This window comes from uncultured Stenotrophomonas sp. (assembly GCF_963519125.1).
Classification (GTDB): Bacteria; Pseudomonadota; Gammaproteobacteria; order Xanthomonadales; family Xanthomonadaceae; genus Stenotrophomonas.
On the sequence record NZ_CAUQLJ010000004.1, the window covers coordinates 195,762 to 221,393 of the forward strand.

At 64.2% G+C, this 25,632-nt stretch carries 26 protein-coding genes; 12 read left to right on the top strand and 14 right to left on the bottom strand.

Annotated elements, in window-relative coordinates; translation table 11 throughout:
- Positions 1–37 precede the first annotated feature (37 nt).
- Positions 38–2,695 carry an autotransporter outer membrane beta-barrel domain-containing protein gene (locus RYM47_RS05055; RefSeq protein ID WP_315386461.1) on the bottom strand — a complete coding sequence of 886 codons (2,658 nt, stop codon included), beginning with the start codon at positions 2,693–2,695 and terminating at the stop codon, positions 38–40.
- 201 nt (positions 2,696–2,896) lie between these two features.
- Between RYM47_RS05055 and RYM47_RS05060 the strand changes: the two genes are divergently transcribed.
- On the top strand, positions 2,897–3,871 hold the full coding sequence (locus RYM47_RS05060) for a polysaccharide deacetylase family protein (RefSeq protein WP_315386462.1): 975 nt from the start codon (positions 2,897–2,899) through the stop codon (positions 3,869–3,871).
- A gap of 87 nt (positions 3,872–3,958) precedes the next feature.
- Here the strand turns inward: RYM47_RS05060 and RYM47_RS05065 are convergent, their stop codons facing one another.
- The 4 genes from RYM47_RS05065 to RYM47_RS05080 form a co-directional block, all read right to left on the bottom strand.
- Positions 3,959–4,429 carry a nuclear transport factor 2 family protein gene (locus tag RYM47_RS05065; protein WP_315386463.1) on the bottom strand — a complete coding sequence of 157 codons (471 nt, stop codon included), beginning with the start codon at positions 4,427–4,429 and terminating at the stop codon, positions 3,959–3,961.
- Positions 4,430–4,440: 11 nt separating this feature from the next.
- Positions 4,441–5,436 (bottom strand): saccharopine dehydrogenase NADP-binding domain-containing protein, encoded by a 996-nt coding sequence (locus RYM47_RS05070; protein WP_315386519.1) that lies wholly within the window; start codon positions 5,434–5,436, stop codon positions 4,441–4,443.
- Positions 5,437–5,538: 102 nt separating this feature from the next.
- The gene (locus RYM47_RS05075) at positions 5,539–5,943 is read right to left on the bottom strand and encodes a VOC family protein (RefSeq protein ID WP_315386464.1); all 405 of its coding nucleotides are present in this window, start codon (positions 5,941–5,943) and stop codon (positions 5,539–5,541) included.
- 19 nt (positions 5,944–5,962) lie between these two features.
- Positions 5,963–6,706: an SDR family oxidoreductase gene (locus RYM47_RS05080; RefSeq protein WP_315386465.1), complete on the bottom strand. Its 744-nt coding sequence runs from the start codon at positions 6,704–6,706 to the stop codon at positions 5,963–5,965.
- A 137-nt stretch (positions 6,707–6,843) separates the two neighbouring features.
- Here RYM47_RS05080 and RYM47_RS05085 point away from each other — a divergent pair, with 137 nt between their 5' ends.
- Complete coding sequence (locus RYM47_RS05085; RefSeq protein WP_315386466.1) at positions 6,844–7,740, top strand: AraC family transcriptional regulator; 897 nt, start codon at positions 6,844–6,846, stop codon at positions 7,738–7,740.
- Positions 7,741–7,874: 134 nt separating this feature from the next.
- On the opposite strand, the gene RYM47_RS05090 is transcribed toward RYM47_RS05085, so the two are convergent.
- Positions 7,875–8,147: a hypothetical protein gene (locus RYM47_RS05090; RefSeq protein WP_315386467.1), complete on the bottom strand. Its 273-nt coding sequence runs from the start codon at positions 8,145–8,147 to the stop codon at positions 7,875–7,877.
- Positions 8,148–8,346: 199 nt separating this feature from the next.
- Between RYM47_RS05090 and RYM47_RS05095 the strand changes: the two genes are divergently transcribed.
- The 4 genes from RYM47_RS05095 to RYM47_RS05110 all read left to right on the top strand — a co-directional run bounded on the left by RYM47_RS05095 (position 8,347) and on the right by RYM47_RS05110 (position 11,637).
- The gene (locus RYM47_RS05095; RefSeq protein ID WP_315386468.1) at positions 8,347–9,147 is read left to right on the top strand and encodes a tetratricopeptide repeat protein; all 801 of its coding nucleotides are present in this window, start codon (positions 8,347–8,349) and stop codon (positions 9,145–9,147) included.
- 10 nt (positions 9,148–9,157) lie between these two features.
- Positions 9,158–9,592: a hypothetical protein gene (locus tag RYM47_RS05100; RefSeq protein WP_315386469.1), complete on the top strand. Its 435-nt coding sequence runs from the start codon at positions 9,158–9,160 to the stop codon at positions 9,590–9,592.
- 126 nt (positions 9,593–9,718) lie between these two features.
- The gene (locus RYM47_RS05105; protein ID WP_315386470.1) at positions 9,719–10,576 is read left to right on the top strand and encodes an OST-HTH/LOTUS domain-containing protein; all 858 of its coding nucleotides are present in this window, start codon (positions 9,719–9,721) and stop codon (positions 10,574–10,576) included.
- A 116-nt stretch (positions 10,577–10,692) separates the two neighbouring features.
- Positions 10,693–11,637 carry a polysaccharide deacetylase family protein gene (locus RYM47_RS05110; protein WP_315386471.1) on the top strand — a complete coding sequence of 315 codons (945 nt, stop codon included), beginning with the start codon at positions 10,693–10,695 and terminating at the stop codon, positions 11,635–11,637.
- Positions 11,638–11,722: 85 nt separating this feature from the next.
- On the opposite strand, the gene RYM47_RS05115 is transcribed toward RYM47_RS05110, so the two are convergent.
- The 4 genes from RYM47_RS05115 to RYM47_RS05130 all read right to left on the bottom strand — a co-directional run bounded on the left by RYM47_RS05115 (position 11,723) and on the right by RYM47_RS05130 (position 14,012).
- A complete protein-coding gene (locus tag RYM47_RS05115) occupies positions 11,723–12,148 on the bottom strand; it encodes a hypothetical protein (protein WP_315386472.1) in 426 nt (141 codons plus the stop codon).
- Positions 12,149–12,406: 258 nt separating this feature from the next.
- Entirely contained in the window at positions 12,407–12,886 is a 480-nt protein-coding gene (locus RYM47_RS05120; protein ID WP_315386473.1) for a hypothetical protein, read from the bottom strand.
- Between the two features lie 214 nt (positions 12,887–13,100).
- Entirely contained in the window at positions 13,101–13,475 is a 375-nt protein-coding gene (locus tag RYM47_RS05125; RefSeq protein WP_315386474.1) for a hypothetical protein, read from the bottom strand.
- Positions 13,476–13,529: 54 nt separating this feature from the next.
- Positions 13,530–14,012 carry a hypothetical protein gene (locus RYM47_RS05130; RefSeq protein ID WP_315386475.1) on the bottom strand — a complete coding sequence of 161 codons (483 nt, stop codon included), beginning with the start codon at positions 14,010–14,012 and terminating at the stop codon, positions 13,530–13,532.
- Positions 14,013–15,058: 1,046 nt separating this feature from the next.
- Between RYM47_RS05130 and RYM47_RS05135 the strand changes: the two genes are divergently transcribed.
- Positions 15,059–18,142: a two-component regulator propeller domain-containing protein gene (locus RYM47_RS05135; RefSeq protein ID WP_315386476.1), complete on the top strand. Its 3,084-nt coding sequence runs from the start codon at positions 15,059–15,061 to the stop codon at positions 18,140–18,142.
- Positions 18,143–18,151: 9 nt separating this feature from the next.
- Here RYM47_RS05135 and RYM47_RS05140 read toward each other — a convergent pair whose 3' ends face one another.
- Positions 18,152–18,895 carry a hypothetical protein gene (locus RYM47_RS05140; protein WP_315386477.1) on the bottom strand — a complete coding sequence of 248 codons (744 nt, stop codon included), beginning with the start codon at positions 18,893–18,895 and terminating at the stop codon, positions 18,152–18,154.
- A 13-nt stretch (positions 18,896–18,908) separates the two neighbouring features.
- Complete coding sequence (locus RYM47_RS05145) at positions 18,909–19,550, bottom strand: isochorismatase family cysteine hydrolase (RefSeq protein WP_315386478.1); 642 nt, start codon at positions 19,548–19,550, stop codon at positions 18,909–18,911.
- A gap of 163 nt (positions 19,551–19,713) precedes the next feature.
- Here RYM47_RS05145 and RYM47_RS05150 point away from each other — a divergent pair, with 163 nt between their 5' ends.
- Entirely contained in the window at positions 19,714–20,337 is a 624-nt protein-coding gene (locus RYM47_RS05150) for a response regulator transcription factor (RefSeq protein WP_315386479.1), read from the top strand.
- A gap of 10 nt (positions 20,338–20,347) precedes the next feature.
- Here RYM47_RS05150 and RYM47_RS05155 read toward each other — a convergent pair whose 3' ends face one another.
- The gene (locus tag RYM47_RS05155) at positions 20,348–20,881 is read right to left on the bottom strand and encodes a hypothetical protein (RefSeq protein ID WP_315386480.1); all 534 of its coding nucleotides are present in this window, start codon (positions 20,879–20,881) and stop codon (positions 20,348–20,350) included.
- 222 nt (positions 20,882–21,103) lie between these two features.
- Here RYM47_RS05155 and RYM47_RS05160 point away from each other — a divergent pair, with 222 nt between their 5' ends.
- Together RYM47_RS05160 and RYM47_RS05165 are read left to right on the top strand one after the other, a co-directional pair.
- The gene (locus tag RYM47_RS05160; RefSeq protein WP_315386481.1) at positions 21,104–21,928 is read left to right on the top strand and encodes an alpha/beta hydrolase; all 825 of its coding nucleotides are present in this window, start codon (positions 21,104–21,106) and stop codon (positions 21,926–21,928) included.
- Positions 21,929–21,959: 31 nt separating this feature from the next.
- Positions 21,960–22,880, top strand: coding sequence for a lysophospholipase (locus tag RYM47_RS05165; protein ID WP_315386482.1), 921 nt, complete (start codon positions 21,960–21,962; stop codon positions 22,878–22,880).
- A 27-nt stretch (positions 22,881–22,907) separates the two neighbouring features.
- On the opposite strand, the gene RYM47_RS05170 is transcribed toward RYM47_RS05165, so the two are convergent.
- Positions 22,908–23,822: a LysR family transcriptional regulator gene (locus RYM47_RS05170; protein ID WP_315386483.1), complete on the bottom strand. Its 915-nt coding sequence runs from the start codon at positions 23,820–23,822 to the stop codon at positions 22,908–22,910.
- Between the two features lie 104 nt (positions 23,823–23,926).
- On the opposite strand from RYM47_RS05170, the gene RYM47_RS05175 reads away from it, so the two are divergent.
- Together RYM47_RS05175 and RYM47_RS05180 are read left to right on the top strand one after the other, a co-directional pair.
- Positions 23,927–24,676 carry an SDR family oxidoreductase gene (locus RYM47_RS05175; RefSeq protein ID WP_315386484.1) on the top strand — a complete coding sequence of 250 codons (750 nt, stop codon included), beginning with the start codon at positions 23,927–23,929 and terminating at the stop codon, positions 24,674–24,676.
- 25 nt (positions 24,677–24,701) lie between these two features.
- Entirely contained in the window at positions 24,702–25,631 is a 930-nt protein-coding gene (locus RYM47_RS05180) for an alpha/beta hydrolase (protein WP_315386485.1), read from the top strand.
- The last annotated feature ends 1 nt before the right edge of the window (position 25,632 follow it).

The window sequence follows — 25,632 nt, forward strand, 5'->3', positions numbered from 1 at the left end:
GACGAGCTGGCCGTAGTGATTCACTACAATGCGAAGCCTAGAAGCGCAGGCGCACGCCAACGTTGGCGTTGTAGGGCACCTCAACCTGCTTTCCGTTGACGTACGTCACCTCAGCGAACGCATCAAGCTTCCCGCTCAAGCGCGCTGTCATGCCGGCGCCGACCCTGGCCTTTGTGCCCGACATGTTGTTGGTGAACACCGCGCCATCGTTGATCGTTACGATGTTGTCGTCCTCGAACTCGTGGCCAACCGCCAATCGCAGGTACGGGCTGATCTGCATGTCGTTCTTCAGCGCGATACGACGTCCATACGTCGCGCCGACTTCGCCTTGCAGCGACGCAGCAGACCCTTGGCGTGCCTTCAGACCATTGGACAGCGAGTAGGTTGTCCCGGCGGCCTCGAACGTGGACAGCATCGCGTACGGCTCCACGAACCATGTCCCCTTTTCAATACGTCGGCCCAGTTCGACCGACAGCGCACGGCCGGAAGTCCGCAAGTCACCGAACACGGCGCTGCCATCCTGGCTGCGGACATCGTTCTCACCCTTGAATCGGTACGCCTTCAGCACCGCATCTACGTAATAGCCTTGCGGGTTGAGGTACGTGGCGTAAGCGCCTGCCGAATAGCTGTCGATGCTGCCACCGCCGCTGCTCGCATGATCCAGGTCCGATTGGGTGTAGGAGCCCAGCACGCCCAGATGCCAGCGCGCATCACCGCTCTCGATGACGCGGTCGCCGCCGACAACGACGCCATCCATGCGTTGACGGTAGTTCACCGTCGCGTTATCCACGTCATAGCGGCTGCTCACATACTTGCCCCAGACGCCATCGCGGGCGTCTGCACCGCGCAGTTCTCCCATTCTGGTTTTCAAGGTGGACAGCTCAGCGTCCCACACGCTGGGAAGCGCATTTGCCATCGAAACCACGGCCTTTGCACTGTTGGACAGTTCCGGCTTGGGCGTAGGGACGGGTTCGGGCTGCGGCTCAGGCAGCATTTCCGGCTCCGTCGGGATCTCGGGTTCCGGCTCCGGTGTCGTTTCGGGCTCCGGCTCCGGAGTGACCTCGGGTGCCGGCTCCGGCGTGACCTCGGGCTCCGGCTCCGGCACGACCTCCGCCGACATCACCGAGAGGACCCAGTCGTCGCCGCCTTCCTGCACCAGGTGGTACTTATAGGCGCCCAGGTCGACCGCACCATTGACCAGGGCGAAGCTGTCCGCCGAGCTGCCTGCGGCATGGATAAGATGGTAGCCGTCGCTGGCTGCGCCCTGCAGGTCGTGGCCACTGTCCTGCACCTGCACGCTGAAATTGCCCTCTACGCGATCGGTGACGGACAGGAAGTCGCCATCCATTCCAGCCACGCGCATTGCAAACGTGCCCGAGCCGGTGAGGCTGCGCACTTCAAGCGTTCCGTAGCCGTTGGTGTCGATCGCGTTGTTGAATTGGACACGCCCGTCGTTATGCAGACTGTCGAGGGCAAAGAGGCGGTGCTGCGGATCAGAACCGATCTCCGCTGTGAGCGTGCTGTTGGCGTCCTGCAGGCGCAGGGCTTCAACCTGCGCACCTGCCAGCATAGTCACCCGTCCATCGCCACTGACCGTGGTTGAACCGGCTGCGAATGCTCCATTGTCGAAACGGGCCTGTCCACCTGACATTACGGTGGCATCGACCACCGTGCCGTCCTCGCTCACGTCGAGCATGCCGCCGGCAAGTACCACCGAGCTGTTTGCCAGACCTCCTGCCTTGACGTGCTGGAGTCCACCATTCTGCAGTGTGGTACCCGTTGCAGATGCATTGGTAGAGACCACTTCCAATGCATCAATGCCATCAACGAACGTGTTGAGCGTTTGGCCGGCCCGACGCGCTTCCAAAGTACCGCCAGCCTCAACGACGCTGTCGCTAGCAACCGAGCCCTGGTCTTCCACGCGCAGCAGGCCGTCGGCAGCCACGACGGTAGCTTCGGTCATTCCGCCTGTGTACACCCACTGCATCCCACCCGCACCGGCGCTCGCACCGTGTGAAGTGCTCCCACCTTGAACGTACTCAATGCCACCGGCGTTGATGATGGTGCCCCAACTCTGAGCATCGTTAGCGACGATCTGATACCCACCGTCATTGACGGTGCTGTCGAACGCTTGCCCGCCGTACCGGACGTCCGAGAAGCCACCGGAGTTGATGATGGTTCCCTGACTTCGACTACCGCTCTCGACGAACTGCCTTCCACCGGCGTTGATGGTGGTTCCCTCACTTCGACCACCATCTTCGAGTATCTGCACGCCACCGCTGTTGACGGTGCTGGCGTATGTGATGCCCGGAATCCCTGGTGGATTGTGGGACACGAAGATGGGAACTCCGCTGACCACCTGCAAACCGCCGCTGTTGATTGTGCTGCCCTTGGCAATGGAGTTCACAAACATCTGACCACCGTTCTCGACGGTGGTGTCGACGAACGTCGACCATGTGTAGTTGATTTCCCCATCATCTTCGAGCGGACACTGAATACCGCAGGACCCCACCGCAAACACTTGAGCATTGTTAGTTATGGTGAGTCGAGTGTGGGTACCTGAGGGATACAGGCTGAACGCGTTAGGCCTGGTGACACCATCGCTGGTGTCGTTCCCGGGGACTTCGTAGTAGCCGGCGTGGGCCTGACTCGAGGTCAGCATCGCCATTGCCAGAATGGATCTTTTCATCTTCATGGGGGTTCGCAACCTGAGCGCGTATCGACGCGAGAACAGTCGGGCTGGCGCCCGTCGGGTTTGAACTCTAGGACGTAGCCTCCACGAGGCACATAAGAGGAGTCCTAGGCATTCCGCCCCCTTCAGCGAGGGTTGGGCACCTGATGCACGGGCTGAGCTACTCGACGCTATACTCCCCGAACATGACTATGGGGGTAGTGCGTGCGTAATGGTTTGATTCGATGTGGTGCCTTCGCGCTTCTTGCCATCGCTGGCCTGGGTTACGCTGCAGAGCCCAATCGCCGCATCGCGCTCACCATCGATGATCTCCCCTGGCAGCGGCTCGGTGAACGCGCCGAGGCGGAGCTCGACGCCCAGCACGCCCGCCTGGTCGCCGCCCTCAAGCAGACCGCCGTGCCTGTTACGGGCTTCGTCAACGAAAGCAAGCTCGAGATCGATGGACAGGTGCAGCCGGCACGCATGCAGATGCTTCGCGACTGGCTCACCGCCGGCTTCGAGCTGGGCAATCACACCTACAGCCACGTCTCCATGCACGCGGTACCGCTGGACGTGTACGAGCAGGACATCCTCCGCGGCGAAGTCATCCTGCGTCCGCTGCTCGCCGAGAACGGGCAGACGCTTCGCTGGTTCCGTCACCCGTACCTGCAGGCCGGCAGATCCCCGGAGGCGCGCGCCGAGCTGGCCGAGTTCCTGAAGCAGCACAACTATCGCATCGCCCCGGTCACCATCGACAACGCTGAGTGGATCTGGGCGTTTGCGTATGACCAGGTGCGCGATACCGAAACCGATCCGGTGGCGCGCGAGGCGCGCCTGCGCCAGCTGCGCCGTGGCTATGTTCCCTACATGCTCAGGAAGCTGGACTACTACGAGCAGCGCTCCCAGGAACTGCTGGGCAGGCTGCCCGCACAGGTATGGCTGATGCACGCCAATGCGCTCAATGCAGACAGCATTGAAGAGCTGATCGCCGCCACGCGGCGACGCGGGTATCGGTTCATCACGCTTGAAACTGCGATGGAAGATCCGGCCTACCTGCGCCCCGAGGGGTACAACGGCGGCGCGGGAATCACCTGGATCCAGCGCTGGGCCATGGCGGACAAGATGCCCAAGGCGTTCTATCAGGGCGAGCCGATGGTGCCTGGCTGGGTGATGCAGCTTGCGGGGCAGGAGTCGGAGTAAGGATCACCCGCATGGAGTGGTCCACCTTCAGCCTCCTTCACGGCGTCCGCGTCCGGCCAGAAGCGGACTATTGAACGCCCAATTCGCTCAGATTCCCTCAAGCACGCTGGGATCACCCGTCCTCCAGACGTTGTCTACAATCACATGCTTGATTTCCCACCCCGCGTTACGGCGGGCCAACACAACGTCATAGCGGTTCTTCATCAGGTAGTGGCGTGCTGCGTCGACGCTCGATACGTGCTGCGCTTCAACCAACACATCCACCCTCGCCGTATCGCCGTCCACCACCACCCTCGGGTTGCTGAACGAGTGGGAGGTATCGAGCCCGCTGAGTGACGTGGACAGCGCCTCGACGATGGTTTTCCGCCCCTGCAGCACCGGGTACTCGAAGCCGGCCTTTGCGCCGGCGGGGCGGAAATCGGAGATGGCGTCCTCTGTAAAGGCCGACGAGAGCAGCGCACGGTCGCGCAGGTCGATCCCCGCGGCGAAGCGGTAAAGCGTATCGACCACGGCCAGTGTGTCGTGAAGGGAGTCGGGGCTATTGACGTGCAGTGACATCGGTTGATTCCTTAGCGGGGAGTGGGGGTTGCTGGGTCAATGAAGGTCATACGGGTGTCGGCAATGGTCTCCGCAAAGCCGCTGCCGAATACACCTACAGGCGTCTGGAATCCTGGGCGCGCCTCTCCTGCCAGCACACGGCGAGCGGCCACGACCGCGGCCAGGGGCGTGAAAATGTAGCCGTTCACGGTATCCAGCACCGCACGAGTCATGGCACCGTCTACGCCGACCACCTCTACTGCTGCCTGGTACCGGTTGTCGGCGCGCTCCTGCGCGGTGGGCCCATCCGGCAGTGCATCGATGCCGCCTTCGGGGAAAGCACTGCCCGATACGTGTACGTAGGTTTCGATATCGCCAACCCCGGTCTGCTTGGCGATGGTGATCAGGTCAGGCAGTGTCACCGGGAAGCAGCTCAACGGGCCCGTGCCGAAATCGAGGTCGCGTAGCGCGTCCGGCGCATGCTCCGTGAGCACATCATCCTTTCGCATCAGGCACTGGGCCGTTACGTGTTGGCTGGCACTAAGCGCCGATCCGCGCGACATCGAACCCGCTACATGCAGGGCGATACGGATGGAAACCGGTGACCGCACACGTTCAACGGCACGCGCGGCCAAGCTGCCAAGCATCGCCACGCTGCCGCCGCTACCCGGCATCAACATCACCCCGGCCTCGGTTGCGCTCAGGTCATGGCGCTCAGCCAGCTGGTAGCTGTCCAGCTCGGCGGCAATATCCAGATAGTGGACGGCCGCACGCAGGCAGGCCTCCATCAGCGCACCCGCGGTGTGCGCGAACGGACCAGCGCAGTTGAGCAGCACAGTGATGTCCCGCAGCCCGTTGTCCACATCGCCAGCGTCATCCAGCGCGAACACGCGGTACTCCACGCCAAGGCGCTTGGCCAGGGCCTGCAGCGGAGCTTCGTCGCGCCCCGCCACCACCAGCTTCAGCCCAGCTTCTTTCGCGTTCGCTGCAGCCATGCGCCCGGTGTAGCCGGATGCGCCGTAGATCATCAATGTTTTCATGGCGTGTTCCTCGCCGCCCTATTCAAGTTCGGCGTCAATGCGGGAGATAAGACCACCACCGTGGCTTGCACGGGGTGCGACGCGGCGGCCTCATTCATGCCCGTGCTGCCAGCTCTTGTAGACGAACTCCAGGCTGTAGCCATCCGGATCGCGCACCTGCGCGGCGTAGTAGCGGGGGTCGTAATGCAGCTGGGGGCCGGGGGGATGGATTTCGGTTGCACCAGCGGCCATGGCGGCGGCGTGGGCGGCATCCACCATTGCGGTGGAGTCGGCCACAAAGCCGACATGCACAGCCTGTGCTGCCGCCACGCCCTGCCGCAGCCAGAAGAACACCCGCCCCCTCGCACCGAAGCCCTTCAAGTCCGGGTGGCCAGGGGGACCTTCGCGGCCATCGTAGTCGAGCCGGTTGACGATCCCCAGCGGCGCCAAGGCCGCGGTGTAGAAGTCGATCGACCGCGTGGTGTCTGTGACTGTCAGAAAGATGTGGTCCAGCATGTCGGTCTCCCGTTGAGGTTCAGATGGAGTAGCCGCCGGCCACTTCGAGTGTCTGCGCATTCACCCAGCCGTACGCATCGCCCAGAAGCCCCGCTACGACGCGGCCGACGTCGTCCGGCTCCCCCACCCTGCCCAATGCAGTCTGTGAGGCCAGCAGTGCTTCGAACTCATCATTGAGTCCGCCACCGAGCTCGGTACGGATCGCGCCCGGTGCTACTGCATTGACGCGGATGCGCCTGTCGCCGAATTCCTTGGCCATGTAGCGGGTGAGCACGTCCAGCCCGCCCTTGAACGCAGCGTATGGCGCCACACCTGCGGTCGCCACACGCGCGGTAGCGCTGGTGATGTTGACGATGCTGGCACCCGTGGCCAGCAATGGCAGCAACGCCTGGGTGAGGAAGAACGGCCCCTTGAGGTGCACGTTGTACAGCCTGTCGAACTGGTCCTCGGTTACGGTTTCGATGGGATTGAACAGCCCGAAGCCTGCGTTGTTGACCAGCCCGGCGAGCGTGTTGGCGCCCCAGGTATCCTGCAGCGTCCCAGCCAGCTGCTTGGCAAATGCCGCGAACCCGTCGCACCTGCCCACGTCCAGCTGCAGTGCAACCGCGCTGCCGCCTTGTTCCTGGATGCGCGCCACCACCTGCTGGGCAGCCTCCGCTTGGGCGTTGTAGGTGAGGATGACACCCATGCCTTGCTCCGCGCAGTTGTGGGCGATGCTGGCTCCGATGCCACGGCTGCCGCCGGTGATGAGTACGTGCTTCATGCTGGAATCCTGTGCGGTGAGGGTGGATGCACAGGCTAGGACGGTGCGCCTGGGGACGCCGTCCAGATCCTCCCTGTTTCCTGCCTATTCCTGCTTTCCGCCTTGTCAGGTCGATTCCGGGGGTGTCCAATGCCTGCATGGACAACGCACTGGAAGAGCTGCGCCGCTTGGCGGCGAAGGCGGAGAACCGCCGTACCGACACCGGGATTCCGCGCGTGGCCATGGTGCAGGGCGAGATTCCCGAGCATGCGCTGGCCGCCGTGTACGAGCCGATGATCAACCTGATCCTGCAGGGCAGCAAGTCGATGACGGTGGGCGAGAAGACCCTCCACTACGACCCGGCAACCTACTTCATCATGTCGGTCGACCTGCCGGCGGTGGGCGCGGTGCATCCCGCCCAAACGGGCGAGCCCTACCTGGCAGTGAGCCTCACGCTGGATGCCGGCATCCTCTCCCAACTGCTCTGCGACACTACTGACGAGGCCAGCGGACGCGGCGTGTCGTCGTCACAGACCGAGGCGTTCAATGTCGCAGCGGTAACCCCCGAGCTCATGGACGCCTGGGTGCGGATGCTACGCCTGATGGAGCGCCCCGACGAGATACCTGCGCTGGCCCCGGCCTACGAGCGCGAAATCCTGTACCGCGTGCTGCAGGGACCGCACGGTTGCATGCTGCGGCAGCTGGCCACGCCGGATTCGGCCCTCGCGCGAATCAGCAGCGCCATTCAGCGCATACGCAGCGACTATGCCAAACCGCTGCGCATCGCCGCCTTGGCCGAACAGGTGGCAATGAGCGAGTCGGCCTTCCATCGTCACTTCAAGTCCGCCACCGCACTGAGTCCGCTGCAGTACCAGAAGCAGCTGCGCTTGCTGCAGGCACGCCAGATTCTGGCGACGCGAGGAACAAGCGTTACCGCAGCCGCACTCGATGTCGGCTATGAGAGTCCCACGCAGTTCACCCGCGAGTACGCGCGTGCGTTTGGCCTGCCACCTTCGCAGGATGCGGCACGCATGATCGCCAGCCGGCGTGGGTAAGAAGCACTATCAGGTGTCTGCTTGCACGTTTGGCTCTGGCAACCTTACTGAGCATGCAGCGATGGGATCCGCTGACGGCCAGAAGCCCTCATGATGCCGGTGACCCCGTCTGCAACACCGTTTCCGACCCCGAGTCAGGTTCGATGAAGACCAACGAGCCAACCGACGACGCTGGCCGCAACACCGCCCCAAACAAATCCCTGGGCCATCTGAGATCCGCCGAAGTACGCAAGTCCACCACCGATACCTGCACCGACCAACGCGAACTGCGCATACCGGCGCTTCCGCGCTTGCAGCGCTTCACTCGCGGCCTGCCTGGCACGGAGTTCTTCACTCCTTGCCTGTTGCCTACGAAAATGTGGCTCCAGGATGGCGTCAGCCACTGCGTCGACTTGGGACTTCTTCACTTGGGAGCACTCCTTGTGCGACCTGATGAACGGACTGCTTGATCGGTTAATGCCGCTGCACTGCGTGTTTGAATCTTAGCTGGTTTCGGGCCGTGGCTTCCTCCCCGAGACGCAGGGCTCGGACCTGTATTGACCGGCGGCAGGGGCAGGCCGCACGCTAGGGACCTCCGCCGGGGGGCGGGTACCAGGGGCAACGGGCATGGAAGTGAAGCGCAGTTTCGCGGTGGGCGACGTGCTGGTCTCGCGCCGTGAGGATGGCGACTGGATGGCGGTAAAAGTTCTGGCCGTGGATTCCTGGCCGGACGAGAGCGACACCCTGCAGTGTCTTGTTTTCCGGCCCATTTCCCATACCCCCACAGTGGAGTCATTCCGCTCGGCGGACGACCCGGGCTACCACGGACCCATCAGCGCGGCCGGGTTCGCCGAGGGCTGGGAAATCCTGTGCACCTCGCCCATCGAGGAAGACGATCTGGCCGGCTTCACCCAGTACCTGAAAATGACCGACTTCGGACGGTATCTGGAGGTGACAGGGCAGAGCGTGGAAACGGTTGTAGCACAGGCGAATGCGTACTACCGGGCCGCGTCAGCGCTGGACGACGAAGGCAAGAAGCTGGAGGCGATTGACACCTATAGCCAAGCCATCGACCTGTTGCCGATGCTCTTCGAGGCCATCGACAACCGTGCGCTTCTGCATTGGGAATTTGGCGATTACGCCACTGCATTGATGGGCTTCGAGGACTCGCTGCGGGTCAACCCGGATGGGAATACTGCGTTCTTCTCTCGCGGGGAGTGTTTGTTGAGGTTGGGCAGATTGGAAGAAGCTCACCTGGTGTTTGAGGAGGGGATGCAGCGGTTCCCCGAGCATCGGGATGTGTACGTTCGCTACCTGGCTGAGACGCTGGAGGAGAAGCGGAAGCGCGAAGGCAGAATTGCTGTGGACGCCCAGGCATCGGACGACTCCAAAGACAGGCGCCGCCCGTGGTGGAAGCCTTGGGGCTGAAGGTCGTCCGATGAAAGCCCATGACATCGAAAGGTACGCGTACATGTGGGACGGCAGCCAGCCCGGTTGGACGATGCTCCGAATCGAAGAGCACCATGTGCATCTGGCGCTTCTGTTTGCTCCAAGTGGTCCCACCGTGCGCGAAGTCGCGGAAGTTCGTAGCCTTGTCCCCGCGCTCTCCGAGCTCCCTGCGGCACAGTGCCATGCTGCGCTGAAGGGGCAGGCGCGTGTTCCAGTGGGCCGCTTTGATTGCCTTGAGGCTGAGAAGATCGTTGAGACCTTCACAGAGAGGGGTCTCTGGATTGAGATGACATCCGAGGATGCCTCTGGATATCTCCCCAGGAATGAACTCACCGGAGAGGTGCTGATCATCGAGGATAACGACTTGGCCCAAGCTGTATCGGTCAGGGCCATTGCGGAGGGAGTCCGGATCAATCATGTCTAGGGCTCGCCTTGAAGATCTGGAAGGCTTCCAAGAGCCGGGCGTTCATATGTCGCCTAAGCCGCCATATGGTTCGCTTGAGGCTTGCGCAGGTGACAAGGTACTTTAATCCTTCAATCATGGCCGCCGATGAGCGCTCCCGATCAAACCCTCATTGCTGTCCCTCAACGGGAAGTCCAGCTGCTTCTGGGGAAGTGCGTTCTGCGTTTGCAGCAGTACGAAATTCTTCTGAAGTCCGTAATGGCGTCGAGTGCTTTCTCGGGCACACCGGATACGATCCAACGCACCATGGAACTTCGGAAGGCTGAGGCTGGCGGAAAGACACTCGGCATCCTTACCCGCCGTCTGTTTGGGGAATACATTCGGAAGGATGGAAGTAACTTTCCCAATGAAACGTCGGACAAGGACAGCGAACCTTTTTTTTTCAGTTTCCGGTCTTGTCTCCATCTGCCAGAAGAAAGCCATGTAGCGCTGGAGGAGGATACAAGTGCGCTGGTGGCGCTGCGGAACAGACTTGTACATCACTTCATCGAGCTGCATGACATCTCGACTGTCGATGGATGCTTGCTCGCCCAGGAAGCACTTCATCGCTCATACGCAGACATAGACCGACAATTCGAACAATTGCGTACCCTCGCCGACCACCTGAACGAGGCGCGGAGAGCGGCAGCCGAGTTGATGCAGTCACCCGAGGTCGCGGAAATGATGATCAACGGAATCCTGCCTGATGGGCAGGTCCATTGGCCAGGAGCCGGAATTGTCTACGCACTCAGGCGAGCTTGCCGGGAGCTGTCGGTCGAGGGCTGGGCGAATTTGGAGGCCGCGGCACATTGGGTGGCCGAGCGTGAGCCGGAGCAGACTCCGAAAAAGTACGGGTGCTCCACGTGGCGCCAAGCCGTTCACGAGTCTGGTCAGTTTGAGCTGCGCCGCTTCACTCACAACGGAAAGTCTGGAAGGTGGTTCAGAGAGCGAGCCAGCGTGCCGTAGAGTATCCCTCGCCTGCCTGGCTGCGGTGACACTTAGCTCGCGGTCCCCGACGCCATACTCCGCGTTCATCGTGATGGGGGCAGATCGTGCGTAGTGGATTCCTTCGAAGTGGCGCCTTGGCGCTCCTTTACATTGCAGGCTTCGCCCACGCCGCCGAGCCTGACCGCCGCATTGCGCTCACCATCGATGATCTCCCTTGGCAGCGGCTCGGTGAGCGCGCCGAGCCGGAGCTTGATGCCCAGCACGCTCGATTGATCGCGGCCCTCAAGCAGACCTGCGTGCCCGTCACGGGCTTTGTCAATGAAGGCAGGCTGGAGGTCAACGGACAGGTGCAGCCTGCACGGGTGCAGATGCTCCACGACTGGCTGGACTCCGGCTTCGAGCTGGGCAACCACACCTACAGCCATGTCTCCATGCATGCGGTGCCGCTGCAGGAGTGCGAGCAGGACGTCCTGCGTGGCGAAGTCATCCTGCGACCGCTGCTCGCCGAGCACGGGCAGACGCTGCGCTGGTTCCGGCATCCGTACCTGCAGGCGGGGCGCTCGCCGGAGGCGCGCGTCGAGCTGGCCGCGTTCCTGCAGCAGCACAACTATCGCATCGCGCCGGTTACCGTGGACAACGCGGAGTGGATCTGGGCGTTCGCGTATGACCAGGTGCGCGATACCGAGACGGACCCGGCAGCGCGTGAAGCGCGACTGCGCCAGCTGCGCCGTGGCTACGTCCCCTACATGCTCAACAAGCAGGACTACTACGAGCAGCGCTCCCAGCAGCTGCTGGGCAGGTTGCCTGCGCAGATATGGCTGATGCATGCCAACGCGCTCAATGCGCATACGGTTGAAGAACTGGTCGCCGCCACGCGCCGACGAGGGTACCGCTTCATCACCCTTGAGACTGCGATGGAGGATCCGGCTTACCTGCGTCCCGAGGGTTACAACGGGGGTGCGGGGATCAGTTGGGTACAGCGATGGGCGATGGCTGAGAACATGCCCAAGACGTTCTACCAAGGAGAGCCTGTGGTGCCTGGCTGGGTTATGAAGCTTGCTGGGCAGGAGTCGGAGTAAGGGATACTCGGCATCGAACACCTCGCTGTCGAGCCTCCTTCTTGGCGTCCGCATTCGGCCATAAGCTGACATACGGCGCAACCGGCTAGCGGCGGCTCAACGGCGTCTTCGACCAGATCGGGAAATACTGCTCGCAATTCCAAGCCTTCACGAACCAACAGGCGCGGACGGCCACGTAGGTTTCCGGGCTGGAACACAGGCCACCCGCGGTGCACTTGCCCGAAAGGAACACAGACCCGCCTGGGGCAAGCTTTGTGCTGTGGACCATAAATCCCATTCCTGCCAGCACTTCCGGGAAAAGCTCCGGGTCTGGCCGGCGAATGGCGTCTAGATTGAGATACGGATTAAGATACAGCACCGGCCGCGTCGTCTCGTTGCGAAGTTCCAGCACGTAGTCCCCCGTAGCACGGTCGTAGGAGCGAACAGAAAGGATGACGCCCTCGGAGACCGGCGGCAACGTAGTACAGCCTGCCAGCAGACATACCGCCATCAAGGATAGATACCCTTTCATGGCACTCATCCGCCCAAGGGGAGACCGCTTGGAACGGCTCCCGGATGCACCAGATTCGCTGCGATCACGCATGCCTGACATCCCGACCGGTGGCCGTTATGGGTCTGAAGCGGATGTTAGCACCCGCTTAAGCGCACATCCCAAGTGTCTGCTTCCGGCCAGGAGCGGTCATTCCATGGTGAGCCTTAGCGTCCCTACTATTGGGCGGCGCATGATCGGGAAGGGCCCGTCGAGAGGTCGCTTTGCGCCCTGCAGATCTCAGCCGCCTGGCCAGCCTTTGAGGTGCCCCAGCTTCCAACGCCAGGAGGCGTAAGCCAGAAACGCAAAGCAAACCGCCATGGAGCTTGGGCTGAACGCTTCGGTGGTCCCGTTCTTCATGACATAGCTGACAATGAATGCTGCGAAGAAGAAAACGCAGATCCGTCGGCGCAGCAAAAGCGCAATGCCGCCCAGCAATAAAGACGATGATACGAACGCGGCGAATGCAAGCTGCGAGGTGGGAAGTGCATCGGCGTAACGGGAACCCACTTGCGCGATGAGGAACAGAAGCATCGCGAAAAACTGCAGCGAACAGAATGTGGCGATCAGCGCCGAGATGACAGTATGTGCTGTGTCCTTCCACCGCCTTGGGCTCTTGGGGACATGTGCATTCGACGACTCATAGGGGTTTTCCACAGGTCCATCCTTGGCGATTTCTTGAGCGGGAGGATGATACCCCGCCGCGATGAGCGGAACCATCTCAGCGGCAGTAGAGGGAGCTCGTGATGGCTTCCTCGTCGGGGCTACCCTTCGCGCCGACTCTTCGCGGCTTTGCAGAGATCCATGGGACTCCACGAATCGCCCCCTAATCGGAAGCCTGGAACACACGCGTCCAACCCCTCTCGCCCCACGCTGTCAAACACGTGACTTTCTTGCACATCCAAGCATCCCTGCAGACTTTCCCGCAATGGCACTAGAGCATCTTGATGGATTCCACGTAGATCACATCCTCCGAGCAGCCAAACCCTTCGATCTTTCGATCCTTTATGTCGAACCGCATCATTTCGTCCATTCGGGGCCGGAACTGAAGTGAGCCTTTAATCAACACGCGCTTCGTGTCCCAGCGCTGGCTGTTCTTCAGAACGCTGGCAGGAAGTGCAAGGTCATAGCACTTGCCGTCATCCAGTGTGACGTAGCCCAGGCCATGGCCACCGGAGAAGATCTCCACCACGCCCTCGACTTTCACCTGCGTTTCCACCGCATCGCCGACGGGCTCCGCGGCGGCGCGCTGGCAGCCTGCGGCTGCAGCGCCGAGTACCGCTCCAACCATCAGCGTCCGCACGAACATGTAGCCCCCTTCGCGATTGCGGCGCCGCCGCTTGGATCTCAGGTGAGGTAACAACTACCGTAGCAGGCCTGCGTCCCTGGCAAACGCAAGCACCTTCTTAACAACAACATCGCGATCCTTGAACTCTCCCGCTCTCGAACGCCAGCGAACGGATGTGTCGCCAAGCGAGAACTCGATGACGTGCCTCTTGATTCCACGCAGCCAAAGGAATCCCGCACCCGCTGCCAGCATCAGGGCACCAATCGGCACCCTGGTTCCCGCTGCCATGGGCGCGAACATGACTGTCAAGAATGCTGCGATGCAAAGGACACCAAGGATCGCAGGTACCAAAGCATATGTAGCTTTGTAGGTGATGGCTTGGATCTTTGCCATGGGGATGATTTCCAGCGCGTACGGCTGCATGGCGAGCTCTTTACGCCGAACGAATCTGATCTGCCCAGTCCACACGGTGGCAACTTGACCCGTTTGCCTTGCGTAATCGGAATCGTGAATCAGTGTTGCCACGAAATCGCCCTGCGCATTTTGTTCCGTTGCCATTGTTTCCCCTGAATTTCTCACGCCAAAGTCGAGCCTGCTCGGCTTAAAATACGGCGGGACCCGGCGCCGTGGCTCCGCGTCCCATTGAACTTACCCTTCACTGGTTGGCCGGCTTTGTTGAACCGGCATGCTCAACTCTCTTCGTTCTGGGAAAATTTCGCTGCGACCGCCTCCGTGACATCCTTGAATACCTCGCCATCTGTTGGCTCCCACCTGATCCAGTTACCAGTCGCAGTGGCTTGGGTCTCAAAAGCATTGCCGTTGAGTCTGTACCGGGTGCTTTCGTCGTGGGAGAGGTACGAGGTCCGGCCATCGGCGGTCCATCTCACTCGCGTTTGATGGAATCTACTTCCATCTACGGTCCAGTCGAATGTCATCAACATTCGAAAGCGGCCTTTCGACGCCTGGGTCACAGTCACGCCGCGTCCGTCAGCGGACAACAGAAGGTAGTTGTTTCCATCCGGTGTTCGATTTATGTAGGTGCCTCCCAGGTCTTCGACTGAATCCGATCCCGCTGAAGAGTGGCCCGTGCAGCCTGCCAGTAGCAGGATGCAGACTACTGCGGCTCTTGGCAATTTCATGGTGATTCCTTTCGGATTTGACTGCTTCGCAGCTGGATATCTTGATCCGGCGCGCCCCTTCAGTACCGGCCGATCTTAGACGCGCCGCGGACGGCCAACAAGCAGGCGGATGTGCAGCAAGGGGTGGCCGATGGTTGTCATCGGTACCAGGGCGTCTAGTGTTCCATTTCGTTGAGCACGGCTCCGGCCAGGGTCATGCGTCAGCCGCGCCGATGATTGTTATCTGCGGTCGTTTGGGAATCGACCCTACCCTGGCCTGGCCGTGCAGCCATGCGTCCACGTAGCCTTGCGTCCGTGCGTCCGTGCGTCAACCTCTCTGCGGCGCCTGGCAGTTGGGCATTGGTGCGGCCTTGCTACCTTCGGGTGCCGTCTCGCCTTTTCCCCCATGCCATACTCCGCCGATCCCGCACCACCCACCCCACTGGTTCCGCCACCATGCCCTGGCTTCCGGTTCGTCCTGCTCCCGTGCACGTTGCGAACCGGCCCCTGCGCGGCGCCGTTCGGGTCCTGCTTTGCCTGGCACTGGCACTAAGCGCTCTCCCAGCCCTGGCCCTCTCCCCAGACCGCGCCCTCTCCCAGCTCCGCCACGACCGCTGGACCGCTGAGGACGGCGCACCCGCCCAGATCTTCTCCATCGCCCAGACCCCCGATGGCCTGCTCTGGATCGGCTCCCGCCAGGGCCTGTTCCGCTTCGACGGCGTGCGCTTCGAGCGCATCACCCAGGCCGGGGGCAAACCGCTGATCGACGACGACGTGCTCAGCCTGTTGGCCGAGCCCGATGGCTCGGTCTGGGCGGGCTACTTCAGCGGCGGCATGAGCCGGCTCGGTGGCTCCAAACCCGACCAGTACGAATACCAGCGCGACGATGTGCCGCTCGGCTCGGTGATGGCCTTCGCGCGCGATGCGGACAAACGACTCTGGGCGATCACGCCGGCTGCGCTGGTGTGGCTGGACCCGGACAGCGATACCTGGAAGACCGGGGAGGCGATGGGCTTTGATCCGGCGTGGCAGCCGGAACGGATGTACGCCGACCGCGATGGCGGGCTGTGGATCGGATACACGCACAAGGACAGCTTCGGCATCGCCTACCTGGCGCCGCATGCGGCGCGCTTTGCGCCCTACCCCAAGGCAGTGCAGATTCCCTACTTCGACCAGGCCCCCGACGGCACGTTGTGGGCGGTGGACTATTGGGGCGCGCGGCCACTGGCGCACGCCGAGCGGGACCCGCGCCACGAACGGGCCACACTGAGCTGGCTGGACCCTGGGTTCAAGGGCGGCGGCGTGCGCTTCGACCGCGATGGCGGCATGTGGCTCAGCACCGAAGGTGGCATCGGGCGGGTGCGTAACCCCCAGGCACTGCGTGCGCCCGGCGGCGGGATGACGTTGCCCAAGCCGGAGTACTTCGGGCCTGCGCAGGGGCTGACGTCGGAAGTGGTGTGGACGCTGTTCGAGGACCGCGAAGGCAACGTCTGGGCCGGCACGGCCAATGGCCTGGACCGCTTTCGCGACAACGCGCTGGCGGCCGTTGCATTGCCGCGCCGCGACCAGTCGTTCGTGATGGCGCCGGGCGACGGCGGCCGCATGCTGGTGGGCAATGCGGACCGCGGGCCGATGTGGGTGACGCCGGACCCTGATGCGGCCGGTGGTGGCCAGGTGCAGGAGCTGGGCGGCCCGGCGATGGAGAAGGTGAGCGCGCTGCATCGCGATGCCAACGGCACGCTGTGGATGGGCAGCGCGACAGGCTCCATATCGAAGGTGACCGGCACCGGCCTGGAACGCGTGCCGCTGCCACCCGAACTGGCCGGCGACAGCGTGGTGACCATGATCGCCAGCGACCGCGCCGGTGGGCTGTGGGTGAGCCGCCTGCACGGCGGCCTGCTTCGCCTGTTCAATGGTCGCTGGGAAGCGCAGAACGAAAAGTACGGCATGCAGGCGGGTTCTACGCCGCGTGCTCTCGCCGAAGATTCGCAGGGGCGGATCTGGAGCGATGCCGGGCAGACCATCCGCGTGTTCGAACACGGCCGCAAGCACGACTACAACCAGGGCGGACCGGAGATCGGCCGCATCTCCGCATTGCAGAGCTACGGCGACACGCTGTGGGTAGGTGGCGCACGCGGCGTTTCGATGCGTGCCAACGAGAACTTCCACCGGCTGCTCGGGCGCGATGGCGAGACCTTCGAGAAGACCAACGGCATCGTGCTGCTGCCCGATGGCGAACTGTGGCTGGGCGGCCGCAACGGTTTGACCCGCGTACCGGCTGCGGAAGTGCAGCAGTGGCGCAGGGATCCTTCGCATGCGGTAGCCTTCGAACGCTTCGGCGTACTTGATGGGTTGCGCGGGAGCTCGGAACAGAGCGGAAGCCTGCCTTCGATCATGGCCGATGCGCAGGGCCGAATCTGGTTCGCCACCAACCGGGCCGTGCACTGGATCGACCCGCGCCACATCGCGCGCAATCCTTCCGCGGCGCCGTTGGCGCCCACGTTGCTGGGCGTGCAGGTGGACGATCGCGCGGTGCCACTCTCGCCGTACCTGCGTCTGCCCGCCGGCAGCCGCGACCTGCGCGTGGACTACACCGCACCGGCCCTTCGCGTGCCGGAGCGGGTGCGCTTCCGCTACCGGCTGGATGGGGTGGACGACGACTGGCGCGACGCCGGTACCCGCCGCCAGGCGTTGTACAGCCGATTGGCGCCAGGCAGCTACCGGTTCCGGGTGATCGCCAGCGACGACACCGGGGCGTGGTCGAAGCAGGAAGCCTCGTTCAACGTGACCGTGCTGCCGGCGTTCTGGCAAACCCTGTGGTTCGCACTGGCGATGCTGGCGCTGTGCACCGTGCTGGTGTGGCTGTTCGTGCGCTGGCGGGTGGCAGTAGCGCGACAGCGGGTGCAGCGCGTGTACCGCGCGCGGGTGGGCGAGCGCGAGCGCATTGCCCGCGATCTGCACGACACCCTGCTGCAGTCGGTGCAGGCGCTTATGATGCGCATTGAATCCTCACGGCGGCGCTTGGCCTCGGGCGACGCGGCAGCGGCCGAAGCTGGGCTGGCGCGTGCCTTGGAGGAAGCCGAGTCCGGCCTGGTGGAGGGGCGCGACCGCATCCGCGAGCTGCGCCGCGACGAGGCCAGCTTCGACGACCTGGAGGCCGCAGTGAACGCCTTGCCGGCGCTGCTGGAACTCCCGCAGCAGGTGGAATTCAAGCTGGAAGTGCACGGCCGACCACGCCTCTGGCGCCAGCCGGAGCTGGGCGAGGTGTACCGGATCGTGCGCGAGGCGTTCGCCAATGCCAACCGGCACGCCAACGCATCGCACATCACCGTGCGCATCACTTACGCGCTGCTGCACACCACGGTAGAGATCGAAGACGACGGCTGCGGCATCCAGGAGGACGTGATGGCTCGCGGCAGCAGCGAGGGCCACTGGGGCCTGCCCGGCATGCGCGAGCGCGCCGCGCTGTGTGGCGGCACGCTCTCGGTGCAGGCGCTGCCCGAACGCGGCACGCGGGTACAGCTGCGCCTGCCGCGCTGGCGGGTGACGCGCAGCCAGGCGGCGTCCTGACCTAGCGCCCTACCGGTTGGGCTTGCCCGGCAGGCTCAAGTTGCCGGAGGCCACCTTGAACACGTCGGCCACGCACAGCAGCGGCGCGTGCACGCTGGCGTTTACGCGCAACCCGGCGGTCACGCCATCGAAGCTGCTCTTCTCGACCACGCCGATATCGTCGAACGGCACCCGCACCTCCACCGCGTCGGCATTCAGCGTGGGGCTCCAGCCGGGGCTGTCCAGGAGGATCGGGAAGCCCGGCCAGGTTTTGGGCAGGCGGGGTTTGGTGCCCTCGGGGATGTCCACCACGGCCAGGGCGCCCTTGCCGCAGGCTTCGTTCGGCTGCAGCACCACCCAATGGCTGTGCCAGAGGTTGCCATCGTTGTCGAGCCGGCCATCACCGTTTTCGTCGTACAGGGGCGTGTCGTCGAAATCGGGATGGGACGTCACCGCCATCGCAAGGATCCCTGCGCCCTTTTCGAAGCCCACCTCGTACGGATCGATCGTGGTCGGCCACACGTAGGAGAACACGTCGCTGCCGGCGAGCTTGCCGGTGGCGGCAGGCTGGGTCCTGCCTGCCTTGCCCGAAACGGCCATGTGGAAGATGGCCACGTTCTTCTCCGTGCTCAACTTGGCGTGCACGATGTCGAAGTCGGCCACCACGGCCGATGCGGGTGCAGCGGCGATGCCACCGCTGTGCGGACTGGCTTCGTGTGCGGCGGTGGCAGCACTGCTGCCCAGCAGCGCAAGGGCGGAAACAAGATGCTTCATCTTTCTATCCTTTTCATGGATCGGCACTGAAGGGAATACGCGCCAGCAGCTCGCGGGTGGTCACGATGGCGTGGGCATAGGTGGGCCCGTTGATCTCGTGCGCGGCATGCATGGCAGCGTGGCTGAAGGCGGCGGTGGCATCGCGCACGAGGGTGACGTGGTAGCCCAGCTCGCTGGCGAAGCGCGCGGTGGTTTCGATGCAGGTGTTGGCGATCAACCCGACCACGATCACGTGGCTCACGCGATGCTGTTTGAGAAGCAGGTCAAGGTCGGTATTGGCGAAGCCGCTACCGCCCCAGTGTTCTTTGACCAGGATGTCCGTGGACGCCGGTGCATGGTCGGGATGCCACTCGCCGCCCCAGCTGCCCACCGCGAAGACCTGCGCCTGCGACGCGCCCTGCTGATACGGCGTAGCGTGGTCCCAGCGGTCCAGGTCGCCCGGCGTGGCACGGTGGTGCGGCACGATGAACAGCGGCCAGCGCGCGCAGCGCACGGCGTCGCGGATGCGGCGCAGGTTGGCGTGCAGGTCCACCGCGGTTGCCACCTCCGCCACCGCCGGCCAGAGCTTGCCGCCCTCCGCCAGAAAGTCGTTGTAGGGGTCCACGAGCAGCAGGGCGGTGTGCCTGCTGGGATAGTCAGGTGTGCTGGCGCTCATGATGCGGCGGCTCCCGTTCCGAGGGACGATCCTTCAACGCCAGCGTCGCCCACGCTAAGACGGCTGTCATGGCGTGTTCCGGCCATGTGCGCGCCCCCCATTCGGGGGCGCTTGCGTTGCGCGCGGGAACGATGCACGGTTCACATCTGACCGGGGCCAGCCCATGACCATCCGCATCCTGACCGTCGACGACCACCCCCTCATCCGCCAAGGCATAGCGTCCATGCTGGAGGTCGAACCGGACCTGGAGCTGGTCGGCGAGGCTGCCGATGCTTTGGGCGGCCTGGAACAGTTCCGGCGACTGCTGCCGGACATCGCGCTGGTCGACCTGCAGATGCCCGGCTTGGGCGGCATCGAGCTCGCCCGTCGGCTGCGCGAGGAGTACCCGCATGCCCGCGTGGTGATCCTCACCACCTACCGTGGCGACGCCAATGCCCGGGATGCGCTGGCGGCCGGTGCCTGCGGCTACATGCTCAAGAGTTCGCTGCGCGGCGAGCTGATCGAGGGCCTGCGTCGGGTGGCACAAGGCAAGCGCTGCCTGTCGGCCGAAATCTCCGAAGACATTGCCCAGCATGTGGGCGAAGAGTCCCTGACCGGTCGCGAGCTGTCCATTCTTTCAGCGCTGGCGCAAGGCTGGGAGAACAAGCGCATCGCCAATGGACTGGGCATTTCGGCGGAGACGGTGAAGTCCCACCTGGCCCGGATCTTCGAGAAGATCGGTGCGCGCAATCGCACCGAAGCGATCAACATCGCACTGCGTCGAGGACTGGTGCGGCTCGAAGAGTGAGCACGCCGCACTAGCGTTTCAACATCGGCAGCGGTTTGAGCGGATGGCGCAGGCCGTGCTTCAGTGAGAACTGCACCAGACGCAGGTGGAAGCCGAGGCGTGGGAAGCGCTGCACGATGCGGGTGAAGTCATCCGGGTGCAGGTCGAAACGCAGCACGCCCAGCGACACATCGATCCAGTCGGCCCGGCGAAAGGCTTCGATACGCGGGTCCTGGTCACGGGGAACGCGCGAGATGCGGTGGTGTTCGCGGATCATCGCCAGCACCAGCGGCACCCGCTCGGGCTGCGCCCGCTCCATCAGGTAATCGCGCGCCAGCGCTTCGGAGGGCTCCAGGTAGTCGAAGGTGCCTGCCGTCCAGATGCCCAGGTCGTGGAAGGCCACCGCCACCGACAGGATGTACAGGTCTTCCAGCGAGCCTGGCTGCATGCACCAGTGGAAGTTGGCCACGCGGTAGGTGTGGTTGCGGTAGGGGTGGAAGTCGCGCCCCAGCACCCCTGCGTGCGCTTCGAGGATCTCGTCCAGCACCGCCAGTCGGTCGAGCATGGGAGTCTCCGGTGCCCGGCGCCGGAGGCCTGCACGACGCAAGGATAGCGCGGCGCGTGACGCCTGGCCGCCGCTTCCCGGGTTATCCGTAACTCCCCCATGTGGGGCACCGCTGCCGCTGCCCCCGGATGGGGGACAACCCGCGCGCCCGAACGACAGATGCTGGCCCCGTGCCTGCATGTGAGTCTGCGCAGACTGCCCACTCCCCCGCCGAGACACGCCATGAGCCTGTTCACCACCCAAGACGGCACCTCCCTCTACTACAAGGACTGGGGCACTGGGCCCGTGGTGTCCTTCAGCCATGGCTGGCCGCTCAACGCAGACGCCTGGGAAGCGCAGATGTTCTTCCTGGCCAGCAACGGCTATCGCTGCATCGCGCACGACCGGCGTGGCCATGGCCGCTCCAGCCAGCCGTGGCACGGCAACGACATGGACACCTACGCCGACGATCTGGCCCAGCTGTTCGAGCACCTGGACGTGCGCGACGTGACCATGGTCGGCCACTCCACCGGCGGCGGCGAAGTGGCCCGTTACATAGGCCGGCACGGCACCGCGCGCGTGGCCAGGGCGGTGCTGATGGGCGCGGTGCCGCCGATCATGCTGAAGACCGCCGATAACCCGGAAGGCCTGCCCATCGAGGTGTTCGACGGCTTCCGCGCGGCCTATCTTGCCGACCGTGCGCAGTTCTTCCTGGACGTGGCCACCGGCCCGTTCTTCGGCTTCAACCGGCCCGGCGCGAAGGTGTCGGAGGGGCTGATCCGCTCGTGGTGGAACCAGGGCATGCAGTCCGGCCACAAGAACGCGTACGACTGCATCAAGGCGTTTTCGGAAACCGACTTCACCGACGACCTGGGCCGGTTCGACGTGCCCACGCTGATCATCCACGGCGACGACGACCAGATCGTACCGATCAAGGCTGCTGCGTTGCGCTCTGCGAAGCTGATCAAGGGCGCGCAGCTGAAGATCTACCCGGGCGGCGGCCACAGCCTGGGCGACACCGCGAAAGACCAGCTCAACCAGGACCTGCTGGCGTTCCTGCAGAGCTGAACCGACTCCCCCCACGTTTCGAGGATCTGCCATGAACACTGTTCCCCCTGCAGCCCTGCATGCGGTGCCGTCCGAGCCGCGTGGTTCCGCGCCGTCGCGCACCGAGGAGTTCATCAGCGGTGGCGAGCGCCAGCTGTTCATCCGCAGCTGGCGGCCCAGTGGGCCGGTGCGCGCGGTGCTGGCGATCGTGCCCGGCTTCAATTCGCACAGCGGGCATTACCAGTGGGCGGCCGCGCAGTTCACCGCGATGGGGCTGGCGGTGTATGCGGTGGACCTGCGCGGGCGCGGCAAGTCGACGGGCCCGCGCTTCCATGTGGAGCACTTCGACGACTACCTGGCCGACGTGCAGTCGCTGCTGGACGTGGCGCGCTCGCGCGAACCGGGGCTACCGGTGTTCCTGCTCGGGCACAGCGCGGGCGGCGTGATCGCTTCGGCGTACACGTTGGCGCACCAGGACGAGCTGGCCGGATTGATCTGCGAAAGCTACGCGTTCCAGGTGCCCGCACCGGACGCGGTGCTGTCGCTGGTGCGCTGGTTGAGCGGCCCATTCCCGACCCTGCGCGTGCTGAAGCTGCCGAACAAGGAATTCTCACGCATCCCCGAGGTCGTGAGTGCGCTCAATGCCGACCCGCTGATCGCCAACGAGAAGCAGACCGCGTTGACCGTGGCGCAGATGCTCGTCGGCATCGACCGGCTGAAGCGCGGCTTCCCTACCCTGCGCCTGCCGGTCCTGATCGCGCATGGCACCGCCGACAAGGTCACCGTGCCGGCCGGCAGCCAGGTGTTCGAAGACAACGCGGGGTCGGCCGACAAGACCCTGCTGATGTACAAGGACCACGCGCACGACCTGCTGAACGATGTCGGCCGCGAAGGCGTGGTGCGTGATTTCAAGCAGTGGATAGAGCGGCACCTGCCGGCCGGTGCCGTGGTTGAAGAAGAGCGCAGCGCATGAACGTCGCATGCGCGGGGCAACGCCGTGTCAGCTGATCTCGATGCCCTTCACCAACCGTGCCGCAAGCCGTTCCTGCTTCAACTGCGCCAGCCACCAATCCAGCGCCTTGCCCTGGTGGTCACCGCGCCAGCCGACGTACAGCAGGTTCGGTTCACGCGGGTTGGCCATGCGCTTTTCGACCAGCTCGCCACGCGCGAGCAGGCCGGCGACGCGTTCGCGCGGCAGCCAGCCCACGCCCAGCCCGGCGCACTGCGCGCGGACCTTGGCCTGCATGCTGGGCACCGCCAGTGACGGCTGGCCGCCCAGCAGACCGTAGCTGCGCACGTCGATCCTGCGCGAGGTGTCGGCCACGACCACGGCGCGATGCTGCAGCAGGCTGGCCGCATCGATCGGCTCTTCGGCCTTGGCCAGTGGGTGATGCGGCGCCACTGCGAACACCCACTCCATCACCCCAAGCTCGAACCAGCGCAGGCCGGGAATCACCGGCGGCTCGTTGGTGGCCCCCACCACCAGATCGGCACGGCCGTCGCGCAGCGCGTCCCAGGTGCCGGTGAGCACTTCGTGGGTGATGCGCAGGGTGACCCCCACGTTGAGCGCGTCGAAGGCCTGGATCACCGGCAGCAGGGTGTCGAACTCCAGGATCTCGTCGGTGACGATCCACAGCCGGTCTTCCCAGCCACCGGCTACCTGCTTGACCCGGCGGGTGACGCGGGAGACGTCCAGCATCAGCCGCGCCGCTTCCTGGGCCAGCAGCTGGCCGGCTGGGGTGAGCTGTAGGCGGTAGCGGCGGCGGTCGAACAACAGCGCATCGAAGCGCGCCTCCAGCTGCCGGGCGGCGTGCGAGACCGTGGAAGGCGCCTTGCCGAGCCGGGCGGCCGCGCGCGAGAGGCTGCCGGTCTCGCGGATGGCGTCGAGCAGGGCCAGTTCGTCGGCAGACAACATGTTCGATCCTTTCGAACGAGTTCGTCGCGATTGTGGCACGGAAACAGGGAAACGCCCGCGCAGTATGGGCTCACGGCACAACGCCACCATCGAAGGAGATCAGCATGAACCGTTTCAACAACAAGACCGTCCTCGTCACCGGCGGCAGCAGCGGTATCGGCCTGGCCGCCGCCCACGCCTTCATCGCCGAGGGCGCCCGGGTGGTCATTACCGGCCGTGATGCGGCCGCATTGGAACAGGCTCGGGCCGCGCTCGGCGCCAACGCCATCGCGGTTGTGAACGACGCCGGCGACCTGGCCGCCGCGCGTGCCCTGGCCGCCACCCTGGCCGAGCAGCAGGTGCGGCTGGACGCGGTGTTCCTCAACGCCGGTGCGGCCAAGTTCGCCGCCTATCCGGACGTGGACGAAGCGCTGTGGGACCTGACCTTCAACACCAACATCAAGGGCCCGTACTTCCAACTGCAGGCGCTGCTGCCGCTGCTCAACAGCGGCGCGTCGGTGCTCATCAACGGCTCGATCAACGCACGCATCGGCATGCCCAACAGCTCGGTATATGCGGCGAGCAAGGCGGCGGTGATTTCGCTCGCCAAAACCCTGTCTGCCGAGCTGCTCCCGCGCGGCGTACGGGTCAACGTGCTCAGCCCGGGCCCGGTGTCCACGCCGATCTACGGAAAGCTGGGCCTGGACAAGGCGACGCTGGACGCCACCGCCGCGCAGATCCAGAGCCAGATTCCGCTGGGCCGCTTCGGCACGCCGGAAGAGATCGCGGCCACCGTGCTGCATCTGTCCTCGCCTGAGTCGGCCTACATCGTCGGCACCGAAATCATCGCCGACGGCGGCATGAGCCAGCTGTAACCCTGTCCATTCCCCGGAGACTGTCATGAACCTGCTTTCCCGTTCGTTCCGCCGCGCCGCCGGTGCCCTGCTGGTGCTGCTGGCCGTACAGGGCACTGCACACGCCGCTGGCGCCGGCACCATCCAGAGCCACAACGCCGAGGTCAACGGCGTCACCCTGCACTACCTGCAGGCCGGGAAGGGCGACACCTCGCCGGTGGTGCTGCTGCACGGCTACGCCGAAACCAGCCACATGTGGCGACCGTTGATGCCGCAGCTGGCCGGCAACCATGTGGTGATCGCGCCGGACCTGCGTGGCGCCGGCCAGTCGTCCAAGCCGGACAGCGGCTACGACAAGAAAACGCTGGCGCAGGACATCCACGCGCTGGTGAAGTCGCTGGGCTACCCGAAGGTGAAGATCGTGGGCCACGACATCGGGCTGATGGTGGCCTACGCGTACGCGGCGCAGTATCCGGATGAAGTGGACAGCATCGTGCTGATGGACGCGTTCCTGCCCGGCGTGGGCGACTGGACCCATGTGTGGCTGCTGCGCGATCTGTGGCACTTCCACTTCTACGGCGAGACACCGCTGAAGCTGGTGGATGGGCGCGAGCGTACGTACTTCGAGCACTTCTGGAATGACTTCGCGGCCGACCGCAATCATTCGGTGCCGGAGGCGGATCGCCAGTTCTATGCCAGCGAGTACGCACGCCCGGGTGGCATGCGTGCCGGGTTCGAGTACTTCAAGGCGTTCGAGCAGGATGCCAAGGACTTCGCGGGCTTCGCAAGAACGCCGCTGCACATGCCCATGCTGGTGCTGTCCGGCGAGAAAGCTGGCGGACAGTTCCTGATCGACCAGGCCAAGCTGGTGGATACCAACGTGGAAGGCGTGCTGGTGAAGGGCTCCGGCCATTGGCTGATGGAAGAAGCGCCGGAGCAGACCATGCCCGCGCTGGTGGCGTTCCTCAACAAGTAAC

Coding starts and splice junctions, on each gene's coding strand:
- RYM47_RS05055 (WP_315386461.1), bottom strand. CDS start 2,695: ATGAAGATGAAAAGATCCATTCTGGCAATGGCGATGCTGACCTCGAGT.
- RYM47_RS05065 (WP_315386463.1), bottom strand. CDS start 4,429: ATGTCACTGCACGTCAATAGCCCCGACTCCCTTCACGACACACTGGCC.
- RYM47_RS05070 (WP_315386519.1), bottom strand. CDS start 5,436: ATGATCTACGGCGCATCCGGCTACACCGGGCGCATGGCTGCAGCGAAC.
- RYM47_RS05075 (WP_315386464.1), bottom strand. CDS start 5,943: ATGCTGGACCACATCTTTCTGACAGTCACAGACACCACGCGGTCGATC.
- RYM47_RS05080 (WP_315386465.1), bottom strand. CDS start 6,706: ATGAAGCACGTACTCATCACCGGCGGCAGCCGTGGCATCGGAGCCAGC.
- RYM47_RS05085 (WP_315386466.1), top strand. CDS start 6,844: ATGGACAACGCACTGGAAGAGCTGCGCCGCTTGGCGGCGAAGGCGGAG.
- RYM47_RS05095 (WP_315386468.1), top strand. CDS start 8,347: ATGGAAGTGAAGCGCAGTTTCGCGGTGGGCGACGTGCTGGTCTCGCGC.
- RYM47_RS05100 (WP_315386469.1), top strand. CDS start 9,158: ATGAAAGCCCATGACATCGAAAGGTACGCGTACATGTGGGACGGCAGC.
- RYM47_RS05105 (WP_315386470.1), top strand. CDS start 9,719: ATGAGCGCTCCCGATCAAACCCTCATTGCTGTCCCTCAACGGGAAGTC.
- RYM47_RS05115 (WP_315386472.1), bottom strand. CDS start 12,148: ATGAAAGGGTATCTATCCTTGATGGCGGTATGTCTGCTGGCAGGCTGT.
- RYM47_RS05120 (WP_315386473.1), bottom strand. CDS start 12,886: ATGGTTCCGCTCATCGCGGCGGGGTATCATCCTCCCGCTCAAGAAATC.
- RYM47_RS05125 (WP_315386474.1), bottom strand. CDS start 13,475: ATGTTCGTGCGGACGCTGATGGTTGGAGCGGTACTCGGCGCTGCAGCC.
- RYM47_RS05130 (WP_315386475.1), bottom strand. CDS start 14,012: ATGGCAACGGAACAAAATGCGCAGGGCGATTTCGTGGCAACACTGATT.
- RYM47_RS05140 (WP_315386477.1), bottom strand. CDS start 18,895: ATGAAGCATCTTGTTTCCGCCCTTGCGCTGCTGGGCAGCAGTGCTGCC.
- RYM47_RS05145 (WP_315386478.1), bottom strand. CDS start 19,550: ATGAGCGCCAGCACACCTGACTATCCCAGCAGGCACACCGCCCTGCTG.
- RYM47_RS05150 (WP_315386479.1), top strand. CDS start 19,714: ATGACCATCCGCATCCTGACCGTCGACGACCACCCCCTCATCCGCCAA.
- RYM47_RS05155 (WP_315386480.1), bottom strand. CDS start 20,881: ATGCTCGACCGACTGGCGGTGCTGGACGAGATCCTCGAAGCGCACGCA.
- RYM47_RS05160 (WP_315386481.1), top strand. CDS start 21,104: ATGAGCCTGTTCACCACCCAAGACGGCACCTCCCTCTACTACAAGGAC.
- RYM47_RS05165 (WP_315386482.1), top strand. CDS start 21,960: ATGAACACTGTTCCCCCTGCAGCCCTGCATGCGGTGCCGTCCGAGCCG.
- RYM47_RS05170 (WP_315386483.1), bottom strand. CDS start 23,822: ATGTTGTCTGCCGACGAACTGGCCCTGCTCGACGCCATCCGCGAGACC.
- RYM47_RS05175 (WP_315386484.1), top strand. CDS start 23,927: ATGAACCGTTTCAACAACAAGACCGTCCTCGTCACCGGCGGCAGCAGC.
- RYM47_RS05180 (WP_315386485.1), top strand. CDS start 24,702: ATGAACCTGCTTTCCCGTTCGTTCCGCCGCGCCGCCGGTGCCCTGCTG.